This window comes from Lysinibacillus sp. NPDC093190 (assembly GCF_050280425.1).
Lineage (GTDB): Bacteria > Bacillota > Bacilli > Bacillales_A > Planococcaceae > Lysinibacillus.
In genome coordinates this window covers 37,749-60,049 of the sequence record NZ_JBNNVG010000011.1, presented here as the reverse complement: position 1 = coordinate 60,049, position 22,301 = coordinate 37,749, and the positions used below count along the sequence as shown (strand labels likewise).

Here is a 22,301-nt window from a genome sequence, read left to right as displayed (position 1 = left end):
TATTGACTAAAAGGGGTTGTTTATTTTTTGGAAATTAAAAATAATGAAAGTAATTATACGAAATATGAACTAGAAAAAATAGTAGAAAAATTAAATTCTAGTGAACAAATCATGATTTTTGGTGCTGGAAGCTTCGGCCAGTATTTTGGTAGTAAGTTTTTATCTAAAAATATAAATATTGCGTATTATATCGATAATGATGAATCAAAGGAAGGAAAATTTATTAATGGTATTCCTATTATATTGGCTAATGAATTAAAGAATAGTGATTTATCAAATAATTTAATTTTTATCTGTAGTACTTGGAGTGAAGAAATCTCCAAACAATTATTATCATTTGAGATTGAAAATTTTGTAATCCTTGATTTTCAATTATACTTTCTTCTGGAATATACAATTCAGCAGCAGGCAATAGCATTTCAAACTTTTTACGAGAGTCATAAACACGATTTTGAACAGCTTAATTTTTTGTGGGGTGACCAATCTTCTAGGGAGGTTTTTTCAGGTATTATAAAATATAGATTAACTGGTGATCCAAGTTATATTTTAAAATCCCAATATCCACAATACTTGCATCCAATTGTATCACCAAGAAAAAATGACGTTATATTTGATGGGGGAGCATATATAGGAGATACTGCTGAAATCTTCTTAGAGTATCTAGAAAATCAGTGTAGAATCTATTCATTTGAACCATCAGAGAGTAATTATAAAATGTTAAATAATTTTATTGTAGAGAGTCAAACAAAGAATATTATTGCTGTAAAGGCAGGATTAGGTGAAAAGAATGAAAAATTGTATATGAATTCTACAGCCTGTGTCATTAATTCGGGATATAGTATAGGAAATACCGGTAGAGAAGAAACACAAGTTCTATCAATTGATAGCTACATAACAATGAATGCAATAAATAATGTTAATTTAATAAAACTAGATGTTGAGGGATTTGAGTTAGCTACTTTAAAAGGGGCAATGAAAACAATTTCAACTTTTAAGCCGAGACTACAGGTCTGTTTGTATCATAAAAATGAAGATCTCTTAGATATCCCCAACTACATTGCTGAGAATTTTGGAAATCTGGGTTATAAATTTTATGTTGGGCACCATTCAGATTGTTTTTTAGAGACAGTACTTTATGCAAGCTGTGAGTAGAGTTAGTTAGAGAGGTGATTCAATGCAGTTAGTATCTGTTATAATTTCTAATTATAATTACGAAAAATATATAAGAGAAGCAGTCTTATCTGTTATAAATCAAAGTTATCAAAAATATGAAATTATTATTGTTGACGATGGTTCCATTGATAACTCCTTGGAAATTATCGGGCAATTACAACAGATGTATCCAAAAAACATTCGTGTGATTGCGAAGGAAAATGGTGGCCAAGCTTCCGCGTTTAATAAGGGTTTTGAACTGGCTCAAGGAGAAATAATTGCTTTTTTAGATGCTGATGATTATTGGTATCCAGATAAATTAGAAACGATTGTTTATTATCATCAATTTCATAAAGGGATACAACATAATTTACTTATTAATAATGAAAAGAAATTTACATTATTAGAGGATAAAGTATCGAAACAAAAAAGAGGATTGGAATTATACGGATTTATGGGAACAATACCAACCTCAGGCTTATCCTTTAAAAGAGAAGCTCTAACTACAATTTTTCCAATACCCGAAGCAGATTATAGAATTTGTGCAGATTTATATATAAAGATAATGTTTTTAAATTATTTTGATCTTTTTTCATTAGATACTCCTAAAGGAAATTATAGGGCACATGATACGAATTATTGGTATAATTCGCAGTGGTCAAGTTTAGAGTATAATGAAATTACATTGAAAAAGTTAAATAAACTAAGGGAATTTGAAGGTAAAGATATAATTTGTAAAGTGGGCGAAGTAGATGCTGTTGCAAATTTTATGATTGAAAGTATTTCTTTAGAGACTAATGCAAAATATATTATATATGGAACGGGAAAATTAGCTGAAAAATTTTATGAAAGTCTACAAGAAAAAATTGAAATCATTGGTTTTTCAAATAGCTTTGTTGATGATAATGGACAGATGTTTTTAGGGAAACAGGTTTTAACTTGTGATATATTATTAAACAATTTTGTAGACTATGATTATGTTCTTATTGCGAGTACAATGGTTCTTGATATAAAAACTTACTTATTACAACAAGGTATGGATTTTACAAAACTATTAGTTCCTAAATTATAAATGGAGGCAAACATGCTTGCATCAATCTTAATTAATAATTATAATTATGCAATTTACTTAGAAGAGTGTATAAATTCCTTATTGCATCAAACATATAAAAATATTGAAATCATCGTTTACGATGATGGTTCAATAGATACATCAATTAAAATATTATCACAGTATCCCAATGTTCGAGTAATTGCCAATGAAAACTATGGTAGAACACCTAACCTTAATCAAATGAATGCTGTTTATCAAGCTTTCAAAGCATCAAGAGGTGATATTGTATTTCTATTGGATAGTGATGATTTTTTTAAACAAGATAAAGTTGAAAAAATCGTGAAGTTATTTAATGATAATCCGCATATTGATGTGATTCAGCATCCGCTTGAAGAGGTAAATCAGTATGGGAAAACGTCTGGAAATGTTGTTCCAGTCCTGAAAAAAATTCATGACTATAAGGACTACATATTTAGCACAACATCACTTTTTCATTTATTTGCTTCAACAAGTGGGTTAGCTTTTAGAAGAAAATTTTTAAATTGTGTGTTGCCTTTGAAAGAGGATAATTTGTCCTATATATGGTTAGATACACGTATTATGCAATTAGCTGCACTCCAAACGAATATATTTTCTATTAATGAACCATTTACTTATTACCGGATACATGACAGTAATAATCATTCGGGGAAGTTAGGAGGTTTTGTAAAGCATCAAGAATACACTGAGCAATTATATCGTTATTTTAACCAAATTGCAGCTGAATATGGATTACCAGCTATCCAGTATTCTTATGAAAAATATTTAGAAAATACATATTTCTATAGCAAGGTCGATAAAGAGAAATGCTTTCAATTTATTAGACAACACCCCACAAAAGAATATTGGATTTGGGGTGCGGGGGAAGCTGGGCAAAGTGTTTATCATGCTTTAAAAGATTGTGATATTAGATTTGCAGGTTTCATTGACAGTGATGAAAGAAAACAAGGATGTTTGGTAATGGAAAAAGAAGTAATGAAGCCAGAGAGTTTGTATGATAAAGAAAGTATTTGTGTACTAGTTTCGCCGTATCATGCTTATGATGTGATTGCAGATAAATTAAAGTCAAATAATTTTTCTGAGAATCAGCATTTTATTAATCCGTATGAGAGGGAAATTTAATGGAGGATATTTGTATTTCTGCTGTTATTCCAGTCTTCAACGCTGAACAATATATAGAAAAAGCAATACAGAGTATTTTAAATCAGGCTGTACATGTACAAGAAATCATAGTTGTTGATGATGGCAGTACTGATCGAACGTGTGAGATTGTAGAAAATCTTCAACTTACACAGCCTACGGTTTTTTTTTATAAACAAGAGAATGCTGGAGCGTCATCTGCGAGAAATAATGGGATATCCACAGCAAATAGTAAATGGATTTTACTATTAGATGCAGATGACGAATGTACAGAAGATTTAATCGAGCATTACAAAAATAAGATTCAAAATGATGATTATGCAGCTGTTTATGCAGATTTTACTCAAATTGATGAAGGCTCAAATGCTATTTCAGGTAGCTTTTTAGGACAGGAACTAAGGGGAAATAAGGGATTTTGTCAAATGCTCATTCGAAATCCAATTATATCGCCTTCAGGAAGTATTATAAAAAAAGCAGCCTTTGAAAAAGTAGGTGGTTTTGATACTAATATTAAATACGGTGAAGATGTGGATTTTTGGCTGCGACTCTTAAATCTTAATTTTAATGTAGGGCATGTACCTAAGCCTCTAATTCGAATTAGAAGGCATGCCACAAATACTACTGCAAATATAGCGATTACAAAAACTGGTGAAAAAATATTACTAGATAAATATTCAACCACTTATATTAAAGAGAAAATTTATTCGAGAGATTGTTCAGTAGAGGAAAGCCATCTTGATTTTGCAAACTTATTAATTCGTTATGACAAATGGCAGGAAGCGTACTTGTTGTTACAGTCTATACAAATAGATAAGTCAAATAATCGGTACATTAGTTTTTTATTTATACGGACGATAGTAGCTATATATTTTAAAAATTTCCAATATGCAATGAGGATTTATGAGGAGATTTTGAGAAATGTCTCACAACATGGCGCTGCTTTAAATAATTTGGGAGTACTTTATGCTTTAAATGAAGATAAAGTAAAAGCGGAACAATGTATACGTAAAGCATTGACTCTCTATCCAGGTTACATTGATGCGACACATAATTTGTCACAACTAGGTTTTTCAGAGCCGTCATATAAATTTACGATGCGAGAATTGCGGAATAATTTATTGAGGTATTCTTAAAAGTGAAATACGATTTTCTCATATTCAATTGAGAAGTCGTATTTTCTTTATGCTTTGTTTAGTTTAATCGACACTATATTAGAATGGGGATAAGGAATAATGAATCTAAAAAAATTACAACAAATATTCGCACAAAGTTTAGAAATTGACATAGTTCAAGTTGTTGATGAGCTAACTTATAACTCTATTCCAGAATGGGATTCCGTTGCACATATGGCCCTTGTTGCAGAGATCGAGGATGGATTTGACATTATGCTCGATACAGATGATGTGCTCGATATGAGTTCGTTTGCAAAAGCGAAAGAAATTTTAGCGAAGTATGATATAGAGGTTGAATAAAATGTACAGAGAAGAAATGACGTTAAACAGCTTTTTTCTTTCTATACTAAGAATATATATCAATAAATATCAGGAAGTTATTCAAGATGATGCTAAATAAAAAAATTATACTTGTAACAGGCGCAAGCCGTGGCATTGGACAGGTAACTGCTGTAACTTTAGCGAAAGCTGGTGCACAAGTTGTGTTACATGGACGATCAATGGAAAGTTTGGCTGAAACCATTGAGGTTGTATCTGCAGTTGGGCTCGCACCATTTGTAGTAATTTACGATATGACCGATGAAGCAGCTATGAAACAGGGAACAATGGCTATAAAAAAACAATTTGGTCGATTGGATGGGCTTGTTAATAATGCAGGGATTATGCATGAAGGCTTGCTTGGTATGGTGAAAATTGAAACAATGCATGAAATGATGCATGTAAATGTGACAGCTGTATTACAACAAATGCAGTTAGCCGCTAAGCTGATGACCAAAAATGATACGAGCTCAATTGTTAATGTGAGTTCAATTATAGGTGTACAGGGGGCAGAAGGAAGTGCTGCTTACTCTGCAAGTAAGGCTGCAGTAGTTGGCCTAACAAAATCTGTGGCAAAGGAATGGGCTGCTAAAGGAATTCGTGTCAATGCGGTTGCACCAGGATTTATAGAAACTGATTTAACGGCTCATTACGAGAGTAAACGAAAAGAAACCGTACTTAACAAGATAAAAATGCACCGATTCGGTCAGGCGGATGAAGTGGCAAATGTGATATTATTTTTATTATCAGATTTGTCTTCGTATGTTACTGGACAGACTATTGGAGTAGATGGAGGCATGGTCATTTAACCGTGCCTTTTTCTTTGAGGGAGGTTAAATAATGAAATTTTTTACATTAACACCATCAGAACATTTAGCAGTCATTACAAATGAACAATCTTATACATATAAGCAATTAATACATGCTGCTGGCGAGTTTTTATTGAACAGTGAACAAAAAGAATTAATATTACTTCTATGTAAAAATACGTTTGAGAGGTTGGCAGCATATGTTGCTGCACTTAATAATAAACATGCGGTCATGTTAGTTGCTAATGATTTGAATAGCGAGTTGCTACAAAGCATTGTCGAACAATATAAGCCGAAGTGGATTGTTGGAGAAGCTGAATTTGAAGGCTACGAGCGAGAAGGAGCAGTATTAAGGAGAGTAGAGTTTTGTGATTATACAGTTCACCCTGATTTAGCAGTTCTACTAAGCACATCTGGTACAACGGGCAGTCAAAAGTTTGTACGACTGTCTTACAATAATATTAGAACGAATGCAAAATCAATTATTAAGTATTTAAGCATTAATGATAAAGAGCTTGCAGTGATGAATTTACCGATGTCTTATTCTTATGGGTTGTCAATTGTCAACAGTCATTTGTTGGCAGGATCTGCGCTTATGTTAACAGAGGAAAGTATCATGGAGAAATCGTTTTGGACGTTAGTACGTGAGCGGAGGGCAACGTCACTAGCAGGTGTACCTTTTACCTATCAAATGTTGCAACGTATAGGCTTCATGAACATGGATTTGCCACATTTAAAGACGCTGACACAAGCGGGAGGACGACTAAATGAAAAACTTGTGAAGGTATTTGGAGAGTACGCGCGGGAGAACGGGAAACGCTTTTTTGTGATGTATGGGCAAACAGAGGCGTCTCCACGTATGTCGTATATTCCTCATGACCGCGTCCTCGAGAAAAATGGTTCTATTGGTATTGCGATTCCGGGTGGAGAGTTGTCTATTGATAAGGAAACGAGCGAGCTAATATATAAGGGTGCGAATGTCATGATGGGTTATGCCCAATGTTTAGAGGATTTAGCAAAAGATAATGAAATGAGTGGTGTATTACATACAGGTGATACAGTAACTGTTGATGCAGACGGCTATTTCACCATTACAGGTCGCATAAAACGATTTATCAAACTTTTTGGGCTTCGCATTAATTTGGATGAAGTAGAGAAAAAGCTGGAGATAGAAATACACACATCAATTGCATGCACAGGAAATGATGATAAATTAGTCGTGGCACTAGAGTCAGACGAGCATGCTAAGAAAGTGAAAAGCAGTATAGAACGTTATTATAAACTACACCATACAGCTTATAAGATAAAAATTCTAGAAGAAATCCCACGCTTAACGAACGGTAAAATTGATTATATGAAATTAAAGGAGATGTGTATATGATTCCTCCTTATCATTTAGCAAAAAGAGAAAAATCGGCGTTGCTTTTGGAAAAATTAAATGCATTAACAAAATGGCATGTGGAGAATTGCAAAGATTATAAGGCGATGCTTGTTAAAAGTGGCGCCCAGCTAACTGCAAGGACATTAGAGGACGTCCCGTATTTACCTGTGCAATTATTTAAACTGTTAAATTTAAAGTCAATTCCACAGGATGAAGTTGTTAAAGTATTAATGTCGAGTGGAACAACAGGACAGCAGGTGTCGAAAATTTACTTAGATAAGGAGACAGCTGTTGTCCAAACCAAAACATTGGTGGAGGTAATGAAGCCGCTACTTGGTGGGAAACGTTTGCCAATGATTATTTTTGATACGAAGGCCGTGTTAAAGGACCGTAAATCATTTAGTGCTCGGGGAGCTGGTATAGTAGGCTTTTCAAATTTTGGTCGTAAGCATTTTTATGCATTGAATGATGATATGAGCTTAGACGTCGAAGGCTTGTATGCGTATTTACAGGAATTTAGGGATCAAAAGATTTTATTGTTCGGCTTTACATTTATGATTTGGCAGTATGTATATAAGGAAGCAAAAGTGCTAGGATTGGATATTAATTTTGGGGATAGTATTTTAATCCATGGGGGCGGTTGGAAGAAGCTGAAGGATGAGGCCGTTGACTCTCTGACGTTTAATCGTTTGTTATATGAGCAATTAGGTATTCGTGAGGTACATAATTATTATGGCATGGTGGAGCAAGTTGGTTCGATTTTTGTAGAATGTAGTAAAGGGCATTTACATACGCCGAGCTATGCCGATATCATTATTCGTAATCCAGTTACATTTGAGCCAGTACCATACGGAGAGCAGGGGCTTATTCAAGTGATGAGTGAACTGCCTAAAAGCTACCCAGGACATTCATTATTGACAGAGGATTTAGGAACGATTCATGGCGAAGATGATTGTAAGTGTGGCTGGAGGGGAAAATACTTTTCGGTTGCTGGTCGTATTCCCAAAGCAGAGCTACGGGGCTGTAGTGATACGTTTCAAGGAGGTGCGAGATAATGAAGCTATTTTGGCCGAAAAATACTGAGTTTGAAGTAGCATTAGAGCAACTATCTACGCAAATTCCATATCAACCATTTGATGAAGTAGTAGTGGATTTTACACAGGTTTTATCTAAACGCTTCCTTCGTTTACGTGAGAAGCCAGAGGTTGTGGCTTTAGGCTTCTGGTTACGTAAGGCGAATATAAAGAGTTTGCAAACTGATTTTTTACAAGGTGGAGCTGAAAAAATCGTACGGGCACGTGGTACAGTTTTTCATATTGCCCCTTCAAATGTCGATACAATTTTCGTATATTCATGGATGTTGTCGTTATTAGCAGGCAATCGAAATGTTATTCGAATTTCTAGTAAGGAACAAAATGGATTAACTGCGCTTATGCAAATTATTGTAGAGGAATTAGCAAACGCTGAATTTGAAAAAATCGCAAAACAGACGATAATATGTACATATGGGCATGATGAAAATGCTACAGCAGTAATAAGTGAAGCTTGTCATACACGTGTCATTTGGGGCGGAGATGAAACGATTCGTACCATAAGAAAAGTACCGCTTGCACCATTTGCCAATGAGCTAGCCTTCCCAGATCGTTTTTCACTAGTGGTATTAAATAGTGATACAGTATCAGAAATAGACGATGTACAGCTAGATAACCTACTTGAGAAATTTTACAATGATGTATTTTGGTTTGACCAAATGGCATGCTCATCACCGAGGTTAGTGACGTGGTGTGGAGATAATAAGACAGCGATTCATCGTTTTTGGATGGCATTCCAGCAAAAAATTCACCAAAAACAGTTCAAGGTAATGGCTGCAACACAGGTTTTAAAATATACGACAAGTTTAATGCTTGCAACAGAAAGAGAAGTTGAGAAATTAGAATTGAGTAAATACTTTTCGCGTGTGGTGTTCGCAGATTTATCTGCTGATGTACGAGAACGCCATTGTGGTGGTGGTTTGTTCTATGAGTTTCATGTAAAAAAACTCTCTAATTTAGCAGATGTGCTGACTGATAAGGATCAAACGCTTACTTATTATGGTTTTGACCGGGAGGAACTTCAAGAGCTAGTTGATACTATTTCAACACGTGGCATCGATCGAATTGTACCAATTGGCAAAGCTCTAGATTTTAGCGGGGTATGGGACGGGCAGAACTTTTTAACATCGTTTACGAGGGAAGTAGTGATTATATGAGATGGATTCCTATTGAAGAACAGCATCTTCAGCAAATTTTAGATTGGCGCACAAGTGAGCATATAACACGCTATATGTATACAGACATTGAATACAGCCTAGAAAATCAGAGGAAATGGCTTTCCTCTATACGAAAAAATGAAAATGGCCGGTACTGGCTGATGGAATACCGAGGAGAATTAATCGGGTTTATTTCTATAACAGATATTAACTGGAGACATAAACGGGGATTTTGGAATTTCTATATAGGAGATTTGAAATATGCAATGCTCGCAGGATTTATAGGTGCTTATATATATAATTATGCCTTTAAAGAGCTTGGAATAGAAAAGTTAATTGGGGAAGTAATGGATATTAATGAGGGCGTACAAAAACTACATAGTAAGCAAGGAGCACTTGCAGTTGGGATTTACGAGCATCATATTTGTAAAAATGGCGTGTGGCATGATGTATACATCTTTGAAATGACAAAGGAACGCTGGCAAGAGGTTGGAAGTAAATTTAATAAATATATCCCACAGGTGCAGATATGAACACAATTGTCATTGTTCAAGCGAGAATGGGCTCATCACGCTTACCGGGGAAAATTTTGAAATCGCTTGGTGAATTAGATGTACTTTCATACAGTATTAAACGCTGCCAAGCTATTCAAGGGATTAGTAACGTAGTTGTTGCGACGAGCGTGTTGTCACAAGATGATGCAATAGCTAGGTGGTGTGAGGTAAACCAAGTAGCATATTTCCGAGGCTCAGAAGATGATGTGCTAGATCGTTATGTACAATGTGCTAAAATGTATAACCCTGATTATGTTATGCGTGTTACATCAGATTGTCCATTTGTTGATTATGAAATGGCAAGTGAGATTGTTTCGTTAATGGAAACAGAGCAGAAGGACATTGTATTAATGAATGGAGAGCTTCCTCGTGGTTTAGCAGTTGAACTTATTTCCTATGAGTCCCTTTTACGAATACACGAAATCGGGACTGAACCACGTCATCGTGAGCATGTCACTTATTACGCTTATGAATTTCCTGAAGAATTTAATGCGGTTACATATAAGATACCGACAAATCGAATAGCACCTGAACTACGTATCACATTAGATACTTCGGAAGATTATGAACTAATTTCGGCAGTAGCCAAGCATTTTAATGACCCACTAGTGTCTAGTTCAGAGGTTATTCGTTATTTAAGAGAAACGCCTGAGGTTGCTAAATTAAATGCACATATTGAACAAAAGCCGGTGATTTAATGAAAAAAATAATTATTCGTACCGCTGCATCAGTTGAAATCGGAAGCGGTCATGTTATGCGATGTTTAACAATCGCTCATAATTTAAAGCGGGAAGGTTGTAATGTTCTATTTTGGATGGAGCCACATGCTGGCAATTTAATAGATTTTGTTGCACAACAAGGCCATGAAACTATTGCAAAAGCTGAACATGCAGACCTTTATATTATTGATCATTACGGGATTGGTATGGAATGGGAACAAACTATTCGTCCTTATACAAAAAAACTAATGGTGATTGATGATTTGGCAAGAGCACATGATTGTGATTTATTGCTTGATCAAAATGTTGTGCCGAATTTTGAGAGACGTTATGAGGGACTAGTACCGGATTATTGTGTGAAATTACTTGGACCAAAGTATTTAATTATGCGTGAGGAATTTATTGAGGTTCGTAAGCAATATAGGTGTCGTAATCGAAATATTCAACGTCTTCTTGTGTTTATGGGAGGAACTGATCCAACCAATGAAACGATGAAAATATTAACTGCATTAGAAAAATCGAAATTTTCTCATGTAGATATTGTTGTAGGCAATGGAAATGTTCATAAAGAAACAATAGAGCAAATTTGTCGTGAACGAAATTACCATTATCATTGTCAAATTTCATATATGGCAGAGCTAATGGAACAAGCTGATTTTTCTATTGGAGCTGGTGGTGGTTCAATGTGGGAACGTTGCTATGTTGGACTCCCATCTTCGAGTACTATTGTTGCTGACAATCAGCTTATTACAACTAACTATGCAGATCAGCTTGGAGCAGTAATCAATTTGGGGTGGCATGCAGATATCACAGTGAATTCATATATAACTTTACTCAATAATTTAAGTAATATAGATGCTAAAAAGTTAGAAAGAACAAGTTTAGAATTAACAGCCACATCACAACCAAATGCTTGGTTATCACAAATACTGGAGTTGTTAGCATGATTAAAATTGGACATAAAGAGATTGGCAAGCATGCAAAGCCTTTTATTATTGCAGAGATGTCTGGTAATCATAATCAATCATTAGAAAGAGCTTTGCATTTAGTAGATTTAGCAGCTGAAGCTGGTGTGGATGCGTTAAAGCTACAAACGTATACACCTGATACAATTACATTAGATGTACACACAGATGAGTTTTTTATTCAAGACGATGCCAACCTTTGGAAAGGAAATTCTCTATATAATTTGTATAAAGAGGCCTATACTCCTTGGGAATGGCACGAGGCAATTTTTAATCGTGCAAAAGAACATGGCTTATTAGCTTTTAGTTCACCTTTTGATGAAACAGCTGTCGATTTTTTAGAAACTTTGAATGTACCTGCTTATAAAATTGCATCCTTTGAAAATGTGGATTTACCGTTAATTCGAAAAGTTGCTCGAACTGGTAAACCAATTATTATTTCGACTGGTATGGCAACAGCAGCAGAGCTTGACGAAGCAGTTCGAGCTGCGAGAATTGAAGGGAACCATCAAATTGTATTATTAAAATGTACAAGTACATATCCAGCAACGCCTGCAAACTCTAATTTAGCCACTATACCCCATATGCGCGAGCTTTTTGATACGGAGATCGGCTTATCAGACCATACGATGGGTGTTGGTGTATCGGTTGCTGCCGTAACTCTTGGAGCAACTGTTATAGAAAAGCATTTCACTACCTCACGTGCTGATGGAGGAGTTGATTCTGCCTTTTCAATGGAGCCACATGAGTTAAAAATGCTAGTAGAGGAAACAGAGCGAGCATGGCAAAGCTTAGGTCAAATTCAATATGGTCCAACTGAAGCTGAAAAGGATTCAACAAAATTCCGACGTTCTTTATATATAGGAGAAGATTTAAAGGCAGGCGATGTTTTAACGGAGGAGAATCTACGAAATGTTCGACCAGGATTAGGCCTACCGACAAAATACTATGATTTAGTACTTGGAAAAACTGTTAAGCTAGATGTGAAAAAGGGAACACCTTTATGTTGGGAGCTTTTACTGTGAAAAAACTCGATCAATTTCTTTCTTACGGTTGCCAATCGATTGATGAAGACGATATACAAATCGTTCTAGAAACATTGCGTTCGCCCTTTTTAACACAAGGTCCAAAAATTCAACAGTTTGAACAGGCAATTGCTGATTATGTGGGTGCCAAATATGCAGTTGCTTTTTGCAATGGAACAGCAGCACTTCATGCAGCCTGTTACGCAGCTGGGATAGGTGAAGGAGATGAGGTAATTACTTCACCGATTACATTTGCGGCTAGCGCTAACTGTGCGCGTTATTTGGGAGGAACGGTTGTCTTTGCAGATATTGATGCAAAAACTTACAATATTAATCCTGAAGAGATAAGAAATAAGATTACATCAAATACAAAGGCAATTATCCCAGTTGATTTTACAGGTCAACCAGCAGACATGGATGCAATTATGGATATCGCACGTGAACACAATCTAGTTGTGATTGAAGACGGTGCTCACTCTCTTGGTGCTGAATATAAAGGAAAAAAAGTTGGTACACAGGCAGATATGACAATGTTTAGCTTCCATCCCGTTAAGCCAATAACGACAGCTGAAGGCGGTATTATTGTAACGAATAATGAGGAATATTATCGTAAATTACAACTATTCCGTAGTCATGGTATTGAACGAACGGACTATTCAGCTGATCAAGGTGGTTGGTATTATGAAATGACTGACCTCGGCTATAATTATCGAATGACTGATTTACAAGCAGCACTTGGTTTATCACAAATGACAAAAATTGATAAGTTTATCCAACAACGTCGTGAAATTGCAGCATTTTATACGGAGGCATTTCAAGATATAGAAGGAATTATCGTTCCGCAGCAGCTAGAGGGAACTAATTCCGGCTGGCATTTGTATGTGCTTCAGCTTGAGGGAATATCGCGTAAGTTTGTGTTTGAACAAATGAGATCTTTGAATATAGGAGTTCATGTACATTATATTCCTGTCTATTGGCACCCATATTATCAGCAGTTGGGGTATGAACGCGGAATATGTCCAATTGCTGAAAAGTGGTATGAAAAAGCTTTAACGTTACCAATTCATCCAAATATGACAGTAGAAGATTTATCAATAATTGTGTCGAATATTAAAGAATTACTAAAACAGCCGAAATAAGTAGTACAACACACAGCTTGCTCTTAAAAGAGTAAGCTGTTTTTAACAGGAGTTGACGATATGATTAATTTTCATCCACTAGCTAATCTTCCTAAAATGAAAATTTCAGAAAATCCGTGCATGCAGCATTATAATCCTGTTACTATGCAAGAGCTTTTTACGATTCAAAATGTTGCAAATCAGATAAATTCAAGAGCACAAATTTTTCTAGTTATTGGTGTCGGTGGTTCTTTTCTTGGTGCACGTGCGGTGATTGATGCTCTAACTCCTTATTTCCATACTAATAATGGTGTCGAAATTTTATATGCTGGAAATAATATGAGTGGTGCCTATTTAAAGCAGCTATTGTCTTATTTAGATACGAAGGACGTTTATGTCAATGTTATTTCAAAGTCTGGTTCAACGATGGAGCCTGCGCTTGCCTTTCGAGTTGTGAAAAAATATATGGAGCAAAGATATGGTAAGGAGACATGTAAAAGAATAATTGTTACTACTGATGCTGAAAAAGGAATCTTAAAGCAAATTGCCAAAAAAGAAGGATATCGCCAATTTACTGTTCCGTCTGATGTTGGAGGACGTTATTCTGTATTTACGCCAGTAGGATTATTACCAATTGCAGTTGCAGGTATTGATATAGAAGCTTTTGTTCGTGGGGGAAGACAAGCGGAATTAGATTTTTCTAGTGAAGCGAATAGTGCAGTCGATTATGCTTGTAATCGTTATGCATTATATAAAAAAGGTTATTCAGTTGAACTGCTTGCCTCGTTTGAGCCAAGACTTAATAAATTGCATGAATGGTGGAAACAGCTATTTGGAGAAAGTGAAGGGAAAGAGCATAAAGGGCTATATCCTTCAACCGTGAACTATTCGACAGATTTACACGCTATTGGACAATTTATTCAAGATGGTAGTCGTATAATGTTTGAAACACTTATTCACTTTGATAATATCGAAGAAGATATTGAAATCCCTTTTTCTATTGAAAATATAGATGGTCTGAATTATTTAGCTGGTCGATCAATGAATGAGGTAAATGCAACATCAAAAGATGGGGTAGCACTTGCACATGAAGAAGGTGGCGTACCTGTTATTCGTATAGAATTGCCAAAATTAGATGCATATCATGTTGGATATTTGATGATGTTCTTTATGAAAGCGTGTGTTATCAGTGCTAACTTACTTGAGGTAAATCCATTTGATCAGCCTGGTGTAGAAGCATATAAAAAGAAAATGTTAGAGTTGTTAAAGGAAGATGTGGTGAAGGTTCGTGCATAGAGAGTTGTATGAGTTATGGCGACAAAAAGCGAATAGTATGTATCAAGATGAACTGCTGGAAATTACTAATAATAAACAAGCGATAGAAGATCATTTCTATCAATTAGTTCCTTTCGGTACAGGTGGGATGAGGGGAAAGCTAGGAGCTGGCACAAATCGTATCAATATTCATACCATTCGTTTAGTAGCTGAAGGATTAGCTCGTCAAATTGAATGTCAGGGAGAAGCGGCGAAAATAAGTGGTGTCGTTATTGCGTATGATACACGACATTTTTCACAGGAATTTGCTTATGAAACAGCAGGAGTTTTGGCTGCGCATGGTATACAAAGCTATGTATTTAGTGAAAGTAGACCAACTCCTGAATTAAGTTTTGCTATTCGATATTTAGCGGCTTATGCCGGAGTAGTTATTACAGCAAGTCATAATCCTAAAGAATATAATGGTTTTAAAGTATATGGTCAAGATGGAGCACAGTTAACACCTCAATTTGCCGATGAAGTCTCTGAACATATGAAAAGTGTAAACGATATTTTTAAAATTCATTCCCTAACAAAAGGTGAATTGTTTACATCGGGTTATTGCATTGAGATGCTAGAAAAATTGGATGATGCGTATAATGCTGCTCTAAAAACACTTGTTCAAGTTAATGGTAAAAAGGATGTAAACATAGTCTATACTCCTTTGCATGGTGCGGGTCTTGTGCCGACAAAGCGTGCTTTAAAAGAGGCAGGCTTTACAAATGTACATATTGTTAACGAACAAGCTAATCAAGATGGCGATTTTCCAACAGTGTTGTATCCCAATCCTGAAGAAGCTCTTGCCTTTCAAATGGGGATTGCTTTAGGGAAGAAAGTTGAAGCTGAATTAATACTAGCTACAGATCCAGATGCTGATCGTCTTGGTGTAGCGATATTTAATGGGGAACATTATCAGCTTCTCTCTGGAAACCAGCTTGGAGCTCTGTTGTTAAACTATATACTTTCTGCAAAGCAACGAGTAGGAACTTTACCTTCGAATGGGGCAATGTTAAAAACTATTGTAACCTCAGAGTTAGGGACAGCAATTGCAGATAGTTTCAACATACAAACAATAAATACACTTACAGGTTTTAAGTATATTGCTGAGAAAATCGCAGAGTTTGAAACTACTGGTGAGCATTCATTTTTATTTGGCTATGAAGAAAGCTACGGGTATTTAGCAGGAAATTTTACAAGAGATAAAGATGCAGTACAAATTGCGCTCTTAACTGCAGAAATGGCTTCTTATTACAAAGAACAAAATTTAACACTTTTAGATGTACTGAACTCCCTTTACCAAAAACATGGATATTATCAAGAAAATTTGTTGTCATTTACATATGAGGGGATAGAGGGGCAGAAACGTATAACCAATATTATGGAGCACTTTAGAAACAAGCAACTTATCGAAATAGCTGGAATCAAAGTTATAGCAAAAGAAGATTACAAAGTTGGTTTTAAGTATCTTGCAAACGGAGAGAAACAAGCATTATCTTTACCAAAAACGGATGTTCTCAAATATAGATTAAAAGATGGTTCATGGATTTGTATTCGACCTTCTGGAACAGAACCAAAATGTAAGATTTACATTGGAGTACGAAAGGATAGCGAAACAGAAGCATTTGAAGCCATAATTAATATAGAAGAGTATATGAGAAAAATTATTAATTAAAAATTTAAAAAATCCTCGAATTCGGCTTATTGTCTGATTTCGAGTTTTTTTAACTACAGCTTGTCTAAAAAATGAATTGAAGACTTAATCAAGATACTAAGCATTTGTTTACCAAAAAACGTGAAAGTATACAAAATGCTTCCGATAATAATGGTAAGCAATTGAAAAGTTTAGGAGGTTGAGTTAAATGCGTATTGCATCGCAAGGGCAGTCAATTGATAAGATTACTGTACCAACTGATACAAAAGCAATCAATGTGCAGGAAAATATGACGCCTAATGTTTCAACAGTAACAAGCTCTCAACCGGTAGTAGAAGATACATCTACGGTTGGAGAAGAGCAGGAAATTTCAAAAGAAAAACTAAAACAAGCTGTCGACGTTGTAAATGAATTTTTGGGGATAAATAACAGTTCTTCGAAATTTGTTTATCATGAAGGCTTGGAACGCTATTATGTGACAATAGTGAATTGTGATACTGAGGAAGTTGTTAAGGAAATTCCACCTAAAAAATTATTAGATGCTTTCTATGAAATGCAAAAAATGGTTGGAATGATTGTAGACGAGAAAATTTAAACGGGAATTGGGAGGAAATAAACATGGTAATGAGAATGGGCGGATTAGCGTCAGGGATGGATATTGATAGTATTGTAGAGAAGCTGATGCAGGCAGAGAGGGTGCCTTTGAATAAAGTTTTTCAAAAAAAGCAAACATACGAATGGCAACGTGATGCGTATCGCAATGTAAACACAACACTGAAAAAACTAGATGACTTTTTATTCAAAAATACATTTTTACAAAGTCAAATGATGAAAAAAACAGCCACATCTTCTAATGAAAACTTAGCCACTGTAAAGGCAACAAACACAGCTTCTGGCACGCTCAATATTGAAAGTGTTACACAATTAGCTACATCAACCCAAATGATTGGTAGACAAACAGGGTATACAGGAACAACAAAGTTGTCTGCTTTGGTAGGGGATTCTGTTACGTCAGTAGAGATTCAAGCTATTGATAAAAATGGTAATTTGGCAGAAAAGGCAACGACAATTACCTTCGATCCAACAAAAGACACAGTTGACGATTTAGTAAAAAGAATCAATCAAAGCAATGCAGGTGTTACAGCATTATTTGAAAATGGACAACTGTCACTAACTGCAAATAACTCAGGTAGTGCAAAAAGTGGTACCGGTGAAATTGTGTTTGGAAATGGAGAGGAACTGTTTGATGCATTAGGTATGGATAGTGCGACAACAAGTTCAGGTAAAAATGCAATCTTTAAAGTAAATGGCATTTCAATGGAGCGTTCATCAAATACTTTTACAATCTCAGGCTTTGAGGTATCACTAAAGTCAACATTCAATGCTAAATCGGGTGCAGCTGATCGCTTGGCAGCAGCACAAGTAGAATTAAATAATGCAAAGGCTGCACTACCTGGTTTAGAAGCAGAGAGAGAGAGTAAGCTTATTGCATATGAAAGCTATCGAGATAGTACGTATAAAAATGCATATAAGAATACTTTCGGTGAAAATAATTTAACAGCAGAACAACAAGAAAAATTTAATAAGTTCACAAATATAGGGATGGTTGCTCTCCTCAACTCTAATGATTTGACTGACCTGCAATCTTTGAACATTGATTACACAGATGCTGATAGTATTAAATCATCTATCAATAATTCCAGCTTAACAGATGAACAAAAAGCAAAATTATTAAGACTGTCATCTGACGATTTACAGGCATTACAAAGCCCGGATGGTCCAGCTTTGCTTGAACGTGCACATCAAGTTGATTTTGAAAATTCATATAAAGCACTAGATAAGAAATTTTTAAATGATTTAACTACTGATGATATAGCTTTCTTATCCGATATTAAAGGAAAAACAGATAGTGAAATCGATCAAATTTTGGCAGGGAAAGATGACGCTATTAAAGATAAATTCGGCAAGATGGATCGAATAGATTTAAATAAATTAGCTGATTTAAGTGGTGACTTAGAAGATTTTCAACAGTTCAGTGCCATTGAGAAAATAAATACCGATAATGAAGCAGCGTATAAAACAGCAGAAAACGATGCAGTGGCGGGTCAAAAACGTCTAGATGAAGCGCAAAAATCTTATGATAATGCAAAAGCAGCATCGGATAGCGTGGAAAACGATACTTCTCCAGCTGTAGCGGCTGTAAATCTTACATCAACAACTGATACCAATAGTATAAAAGATACTATTAAAGAGTTTGTTAAAACTTATAATGAGATGGTAGATTCGCTAAATAGTTTATTAAAAGAGAAGAAATATCGTGACTATCCACCACTAACAAGTGAAGAACGTAAAGATATGTCTGAAAACGAACAAAAGCTATGGGATGAAAAAGCAAAAAGTGGTTTATTACGTAGCGATTCCTTAATTCGAGATGGCTTATCTAAAATCCGTACGCAGTTTATGTCATCGGTAAACGGACTTGGTGACGACACAATAGATTCATTAGCTGAAATTGGCATTACAACATCTAAGAAGTTATCAGATAGTGGAAAATTAGAAATTAATGAAGGCAAACTGGATGCAGCACTAGCGAAAGACCCTGATCAAGTTGTTCAAATGTTTGCTAATACAGGTAGTGTAACTACGACAACTGATGAAAAAGGTAGAAAAGTTACACAAGATTCACGAGGTATTACTCAACGTTTACGTAATGAGATTGATGCACTTACTAAAAATATTGAAAAAAAGGCTGGTAGAGAGGGTGCAACAGATCAATCATATAGTTTGGGTAAGAAAATTGTTGAATCTGATGATCGCATTACTAAATTACAAGCTAAATTGAAGAATATTGAAGCTCGCTACTGGAAACAATTTACGGCTATGGAGCAAGCGATAAACAAAGGAAACCAGCAATCTAGTATGTTCATGCAAGGTGCAGGTTGAGATTTCTAATTAGCAAGGTAGGAGAATATTATGCAACTAATAGATCAACTATTACAAGTATCAGCTAATTTATTCAAACTTTTGGGTGACATTCCAAAAGGTGAAGAGCGCGATGAGTATATTGATAATATCAACAGTATATTGGACAAACGTGGTGAAATTATTGAAGATTTAGTTCAAGAAGGCTTTCAATTCGACGAACAGAATCGCATTCATCGAACGTTACTTGAATTAGATAATGGGATAAAAGAACGATTGGCTACTGTCATGAGGGCCGTAAAACAGGATATGGCAAACCTACAGAAAACGAAAAAAAGTGAAGAGCAATACTTCAATCCTTACTCGAATGTTCGTGTAATGGATGGTATGTATTATGACAAAAAGAATTAACATTTTATCTCTATTTAGCCTGGCGAACGGCGCCAGCTATATGGAAAATAAAGCCCCGGCGGATGTCATGGATTTTAAAAGGAGTGAATTGTAATTACACAATTCAAAATCCTGACGCATTGTTTATCTGTGCGAAAGCGAAGCGACAGCAACAATTCTGCCGAGGCGTAATTGATCTATTAGCTTTTCTTCGTAAGATGGTTTAAAATAGTAAATAAGTAACCTTTTAAAAGGAGTTGTCCTTTATTGGCAGCAAATTTAACAGCACAAAACGCGTATAAACAAAACAGTGTTACCACTGCTTCCCCTGGTGAGCTGACGTTAATGCTTTATAATGGATGTTTAAAGTTCTTGCACAAAGCAAAACACGCGATTCACGAAAAAAATGTCGAGGAAAAAAATACAAATCTTATTAAAGCACAGGCGATCATTAGCGAGCTGATGGCGACATTAAATATGGACATCGAAGTGTCAAAAAATATGTTTGCCCTTTATGAATATATCAACCATCGTTTAGTCGAGGCAAACATTCAAAGTGATGTCGCTATTATTGAAGAAGTTGAGGGATTAGTGACGGAATTCCGTGATACATGGAAGGAAGTTATTCGCATCAATCGACAGCAGCAATACGGTCAGGGAAACACTGGACAAATTTAGACAACATTGAGGCCATCGTTCAAGATGGTCTCTTTTCTTTGCGAAAAATACGAGATGCGACCTTTACATCATACAAAAGGGAACCGTTTAACTTCTTTCAGCGGGTGTACAAACATCCGCTGAAATAGAGGAACTCAGTCTAAGAACGCCACGTGGCAACGGCTAACTGACCTGCATCATGCAGGCCTAAGCATAAAGCCGATTCCGGACGCAATTATGCCGAGGCGTAATTGATTTAGTCATAAAATAGGTCTTTATCCGGCAAAATATGTTACTTATTCCCTCTAGATGTAAAACATGCACCGTGTCATAATCAAGCTAAATAGATGTTTAGAATAGTATTGAGGTGGGAAGATGATATTTAAGCGCCAAGAAGGCTTTCGATTTAAATTCGAGGAGCCTGTTAAAATGACTTTTGCAATATACGAGAATGGTAGAGTCAATCAAGCGCAAACGGCAATGGCTGATTTGCTTGATATAAGTCCACGAGGGTTAAAAATGTTTACTGAGGTGGATTTAGGTGTTAATCCTCGTCCTTTGGATTTACGCTTTATTCTGGATACGAGAGAGGTACGAGCTTATGGTGAAGTTATTTGGAGCCGGCCTTTTGGTAATGGTAAGCAGTATGGTGTGAATTTTAATAATCAAGAATCGGTTGAAGATTTGATTGTCGAAGAGTTGAAGCTGCGCCGAAGAAAAGAAGCGGATGAGGCAAAATTAAATAACATTCATTTATAAAGTGAAACATTCATCAGTGGGGGACGGATTTTGTTCATCCCTCACCTAACTTCTTTTGCTTTCGCCGATACTGCCCATTATTGCAGGAAAAAATTTTTTTGTGAAAAAAAGAATTATTTTAGAGGAATTTCGCACACTTGTGTAGAAATATATAGTATAGCAGTTATAAAGGAGGAGTTTACATGTTAAACTTTAACATTCGCGGTGAAAATATTGAGGTAACTCCAGCTATTCGAGAATATGTTGAGAACAAAATCGACAAAGTTGAACGTTATTTTAACGAAGATGTTAACGCCAACGCTAACGTAAATTTAAAGGTTTATAATGACAAGCAAACAAAAGTGGAAGTTACAATTCCAATGAAGAACTTAACTCTTCGTGCAGAAGAGCGTCATAATGATATGTATGCTGCGGTTGACTTAATCGTTGATAAATTAGAACGTCAAATCCGTAAGCATAAAACAAAGGTAAACCGTAAATTCCGTGAGCGCGAAGGTACAGGCCTTTATTTTGCTACTTCTCAAGCAGCAGCTAATGCAACAACAGAGGAAGAAGAATATTCAATTGTTCGTACAAAGCAATTTGATTTAAAACCGATGGATCAAGAAGAAGCTGTTTTACAAATGAATATGCTAGGGCATGATTTCTATATCTTTACAGATGCAGAATCAAATGGCACAAACATTGTCTACAAACGCAAAGACGGTAAATACGGCTTAATTGAAACAACTTAAACTTTAATATGTACAAGGGCTCTCGCCAAAGCGGGAGCCTTTTTTATCTTCATTCAGTGGAAATTATTACCTCTATAGGTGGTGGGATGAATGCAGGTATATCTTTTCACCAAATTGATATGATTTCTTTTCATGCTAGGGACTCTGTTTGCATGAATCTGTTATACAATGGTAAAATGA

The 22,301-nt window shown here is 35.6% G+C and carries 22 protein-coding genes; all 22 read left to right on the top strand.

Going from position 1 to position 22,301, the window contains the following annotated elements:
- Positions 1–27 precede the first annotated feature (27 nt).
- The 22 genes from ACQKOF_RS10865 (at position 28) to hpf (ending at position 22,121) form a co-directional block, all read left to right on the top strand.
- Positions 28–1,152 carry an FkbM family methyltransferase gene (locus ACQKOF_RS10865; protein WP_427556567.1) on the top strand — a complete coding sequence of 375 codons (1,125 nt, stop codon included), beginning with the start codon at positions 28–30 and terminating at the stop codon, positions 1,150–1,152.
- Between the two features lie 22 nt (positions 1,153–1,174).
- Positions 1,175–2,224 (top strand): glycosyltransferase family 2 protein, encoded by a 1,050-nt coding sequence (locus ACQKOF_RS10860; protein ID WP_427556564.1) that lies wholly within the window; start codon positions 1,175–1,177, stop codon positions 2,222–2,224.
- A 12-nt stretch (positions 2,225–2,236) separates the two neighbouring features.
- A complete protein-coding gene (locus ACQKOF_RS10855) occupies positions 2,237–3,367 on the top strand; it encodes a glycosyltransferase (protein ID WP_427556561.1) in 1,131 nt (376 codons plus the stop codon).
- Positions 3,367–4,518 (top strand): glycosyltransferase, encoded by a 1,152-nt coding sequence (locus ACQKOF_RS10850; RefSeq protein WP_427556559.1) that lies wholly within the window; start codon positions 3,367–3,369, stop codon positions 4,516–4,518. The genes ACQKOF_RS10855 and ACQKOF_RS10850 overlap by 1 nt, the downstream gene beginning before the upstream one ends.
- 99 nt (positions 4,519–4,617) lie before the next feature.
- Positions 4,618–4,857: an acyl carrier protein gene (locus ACQKOF_RS10845; protein WP_427556556.1), complete on the top strand. Its 240-nt coding sequence runs from the start codon at positions 4,618–4,620 to the stop codon at positions 4,855–4,857.
- Between the two features lie 86 nt (positions 4,858–4,943).
- Positions 4,944–5,684: an SDR family NAD(P)-dependent oxidoreductase gene (locus ACQKOF_RS10840; protein ID WP_427556553.1), complete on the top strand. Its 741-nt coding sequence runs from the start codon at positions 4,944–4,946 to the stop codon at positions 5,682–5,684.
- A gap of 31 nt (positions 5,685–5,715) precedes the next feature.
- Entirely contained in the window at positions 5,716–7,065 is a 1,350-nt protein-coding gene (locus tag ACQKOF_RS10835; RefSeq protein ID WP_427556552.1) for an AMP-binding protein, read from the top strand.
- Positions 7,062–8,120 carry an acyl-protein synthetase gene (locus ACQKOF_RS10830; protein WP_427556550.1) on the top strand — a complete coding sequence of 353 codons (1,059 nt, stop codon included), beginning with the start codon at positions 7,062–7,064 and terminating at the stop codon, positions 8,118–8,120. Before ACQKOF_RS10835 ends, ACQKOF_RS10830 begins: the two co-directional genes overlap by 4 nt.
- A complete protein-coding gene (locus ACQKOF_RS10825; RefSeq protein ID WP_427556548.1) occupies positions 8,120–9,313 on the top strand; it encodes an acyl-CoA reductase in 1,194 nt (397 codons plus the stop codon). Before ACQKOF_RS10830 ends, ACQKOF_RS10825 begins: the two co-directional genes overlap by 1 nt.
- On the top strand, positions 9,310–9,846 hold the full coding sequence (gene pseH / locus ACQKOF_RS10820; protein ID WP_427556545.1) for a UDP-4-amino-4,6-dideoxy-N-acetyl-beta-L-altrosamine N-acetyltransferase: 537 nt from the start codon (positions 9,310–9,312) through the stop codon (positions 9,844–9,846). The genes ACQKOF_RS10825 and pseH overlap by 4 nt, the downstream gene beginning before the upstream one ends.
- On the top strand, positions 9,843–10,565 hold the full coding sequence (locus tag ACQKOF_RS10815; RefSeq protein ID WP_427556542.1) for a cytidylyltransferase domain-containing protein: 723 nt from the start codon (positions 9,843–9,845) through the stop codon (positions 10,563–10,565). The genes pseH and ACQKOF_RS10815 overlap by 4 nt, the downstream gene beginning before the upstream one ends.
- Entirely contained in the window at positions 10,565–11,533 is a 969-nt protein-coding gene (gene pseG, locus ACQKOF_RS10810; protein ID WP_427556539.1) for a UDP-2,4-diacetamido-2,4,6-trideoxy-beta-L-altropyranose hydrolase, read from the top strand. Before ACQKOF_RS10815 ends, pseG begins: the two co-directional genes overlap by 1 nt.
- Complete coding sequence (gene pseI, locus ACQKOF_RS10805; protein WP_427556537.1) at positions 11,530–12,576, top strand: pseudaminic acid synthase; 1,047 nt, start codon at positions 11,530–11,532, stop codon at positions 12,574–12,576. The genes pseG and pseI overlap by 4 nt, the downstream gene beginning before the upstream one ends.
- A complete protein-coding gene (pseC, locus tag ACQKOF_RS10800; protein WP_427556534.1) occupies positions 12,573–13,715 on the top strand; it encodes a UDP-4-amino-4,6-dideoxy-N-acetyl-beta-L-altrosamine transaminase in 1,143 nt (380 codons plus the stop codon). Before pseI ends, pseC begins: the two co-directional genes overlap by 4 nt.
- A 60-nt stretch (positions 13,716–13,775) precedes the next feature.
- Positions 13,776–14,990 carry a glucose-6-phosphate isomerase gene (locus ACQKOF_RS10795; protein WP_427556531.1) on the top strand — a complete coding sequence of 405 codons (1,215 nt, stop codon included), beginning with the start codon at positions 13,776–13,778 and terminating at the stop codon, positions 14,988–14,990.
- A complete protein-coding gene (locus tag ACQKOF_RS10790; RefSeq protein ID WP_427556528.1) occupies positions 14,983–16,680 on the top strand; it encodes a phospho-sugar mutase in 1,698 nt (565 codons plus the stop codon). The genes ACQKOF_RS10795 and ACQKOF_RS10790 overlap by 8 nt, the downstream gene beginning before the upstream one ends.
- Before the next feature lie 187 nt (positions 16,681–16,867).
- Positions 16,868–17,254, top strand: a complete 387-nt coding sequence (locus ACQKOF_RS10785; RefSeq protein WP_427556525.1) for a flagellar protein FlaG — start codon at positions 16,868–16,870, stop codon at positions 17,252–17,254.
- A gap of 23 nt (positions 17,255–17,277) precedes the next feature.
- Complete coding sequence (fliD, locus tag ACQKOF_RS10780) at positions 17,278–19,602, top strand: flagellar filament capping protein FliD (RefSeq protein ID WP_427556522.1); 2,325 nt, start codon at positions 17,278–17,280, stop codon at positions 19,600–19,602.
- A gap of 30 nt (positions 19,603–19,632) precedes the next feature.
- The gene (locus ACQKOF_RS10775) at positions 19,633–19,992 is read left to right on the top strand and encodes a flagellar protein FliT (protein ID WP_427556519.1); all 360 of its coding nucleotides are present in this window, start codon (positions 19,633–19,635) and stop codon (positions 19,990–19,992) included.
- 246 nt (positions 19,993–20,238) lie between these two features.
- Positions 20,239–20,649: a flagellar export chaperone FliS gene (fliS, locus tag ACQKOF_RS10770; RefSeq protein ID WP_427556516.1), complete on the top strand. Its 411-nt coding sequence runs from the start codon at positions 20,239–20,241 to the stop codon at positions 20,647–20,649.
- Positions 20,650–21,057: 408 nt separating this feature from the next.
- On the top strand, positions 21,058–21,387 hold the full coding sequence (locus ACQKOF_RS10765; protein ID WP_427556513.1) for a PilZ domain-containing protein: 330 nt from the start codon (positions 21,058–21,060) through the stop codon (positions 21,385–21,387).
- 182 nt (positions 21,388–21,569) lie between these two features.
- Positions 21,570–22,121, top strand: a complete 552-nt coding sequence (hpf, locus tag ACQKOF_RS10760) for a ribosome hibernation-promoting factor, HPF/YfiA family (RefSeq protein WP_427556510.1) — start codon at positions 21,570–21,572, stop codon at positions 22,119–22,121.
- Positions 22,122–22,301: the final 180 nt, after the last annotated feature.

Bases quoted from the DNA above. Each gene is read 5' to 3' on its own strand.
- ACQKOF_RS10860 (WP_427556564.1), top strand. From the start codon at position 1,175: ATGCAGTTAGTATCTGTTATAATTTCTAATTATAATTACGAAAAATAT.
- ACQKOF_RS10855 (WP_427556561.1), top strand. From the start codon at position 2,237: ATGCTTGCATCAATCTTAATTAATAATTATAATTATGCAATTTACTTA.
- ACQKOF_RS10850 (WP_427556559.1), top strand. From the start codon at position 3,367: ATGGAGGATATTTGTATTTCTGCTGTTATTCCAGTCTTCAACGCTGAA.
- ACQKOF_RS10845 (WP_427556556.1), top strand. From the start codon at position 4,618: ATGAATCTAAAAAAATTACAACAAATATTCGCACAAAGTTTAGAAATT.
- ACQKOF_RS10840 (WP_427556553.1), top strand. From the start codon at position 4,944: ATGATGCTAAATAAAAAAATTATACTTGTAACAGGCGCAAGCCGTGGC.
- ACQKOF_RS10835 (WP_427556552.1), top strand. From the start codon at position 5,716: ATGAAATTTTTTACATTAACACCATCAGAACATTTAGCAGTCATTACA.
- ACQKOF_RS10830 (WP_427556550.1), top strand. From the start codon at position 7,062: ATGATTCCTCCTTATCATTTAGCAAAAAGAGAAAAATCGGCGTTGCTT.
- ACQKOF_RS10825 (WP_427556548.1), top strand. From the start codon at position 8,120: ATGAAGCTATTTTGGCCGAAAAATACTGAGTTTGAAGTAGCATTAGAG.
- pseH (WP_427556545.1), top strand. From the start codon at position 9,310: ATGAGATGGATTCCTATTGAAGAACAGCATCTTCAGCAAATTTTAGAT.
- ACQKOF_RS10815 (WP_427556542.1), top strand. From the start codon at position 9,843: ATGAACACAATTGTCATTGTTCAAGCGAGAATGGGCTCATCACGCTTA.
- pseG (WP_427556539.1), top strand. From the start codon at position 10,565: ATGAAAAAAATAATTATTCGTACCGCTGCATCAGTTGAAATCGGAAGC.
- pseI (WP_427556537.1), top strand. From the start codon at position 11,530: ATGATTAAAATTGGACATAAAGAGATTGGCAAGCATGCAAAGCCTTTT.
- ACQKOF_RS10795 (WP_427556531.1), top strand. From the start codon at position 13,776: ATGATTAATTTTCATCCACTAGCTAATCTTCCTAAAATGAAAATTTCA.
- ACQKOF_RS10785 (WP_427556525.1), top strand. From the start codon at position 16,868: ATGCGTATTGCATCGCAAGGGCAGTCAATTGATAAGATTACTGTACCA.
- fliD (WP_427556522.1), top strand. From the start codon at position 17,278: ATGGTAATGAGAATGGGCGGATTAGCGTCAGGGATGGATATTGATAGT.
- ACQKOF_RS10775 (WP_427556519.1), top strand. From the start codon at position 19,633: ATGCAACTAATAGATCAACTATTACAAGTATCAGCTAATTTATTCAAA.
- ACQKOF_RS10765 (WP_427556513.1), top strand. From the start codon at position 21,058: ATGACTTTTGCAATATACGAGAATGGTAGAGTCAATCAAGCGCAAACG.
- hpf (WP_427556510.1), top strand. From the start codon at position 21,570: ATGTTAAACTTTAACATTCGCGGTGAAAATATTGAGGTAACTCCAGCT.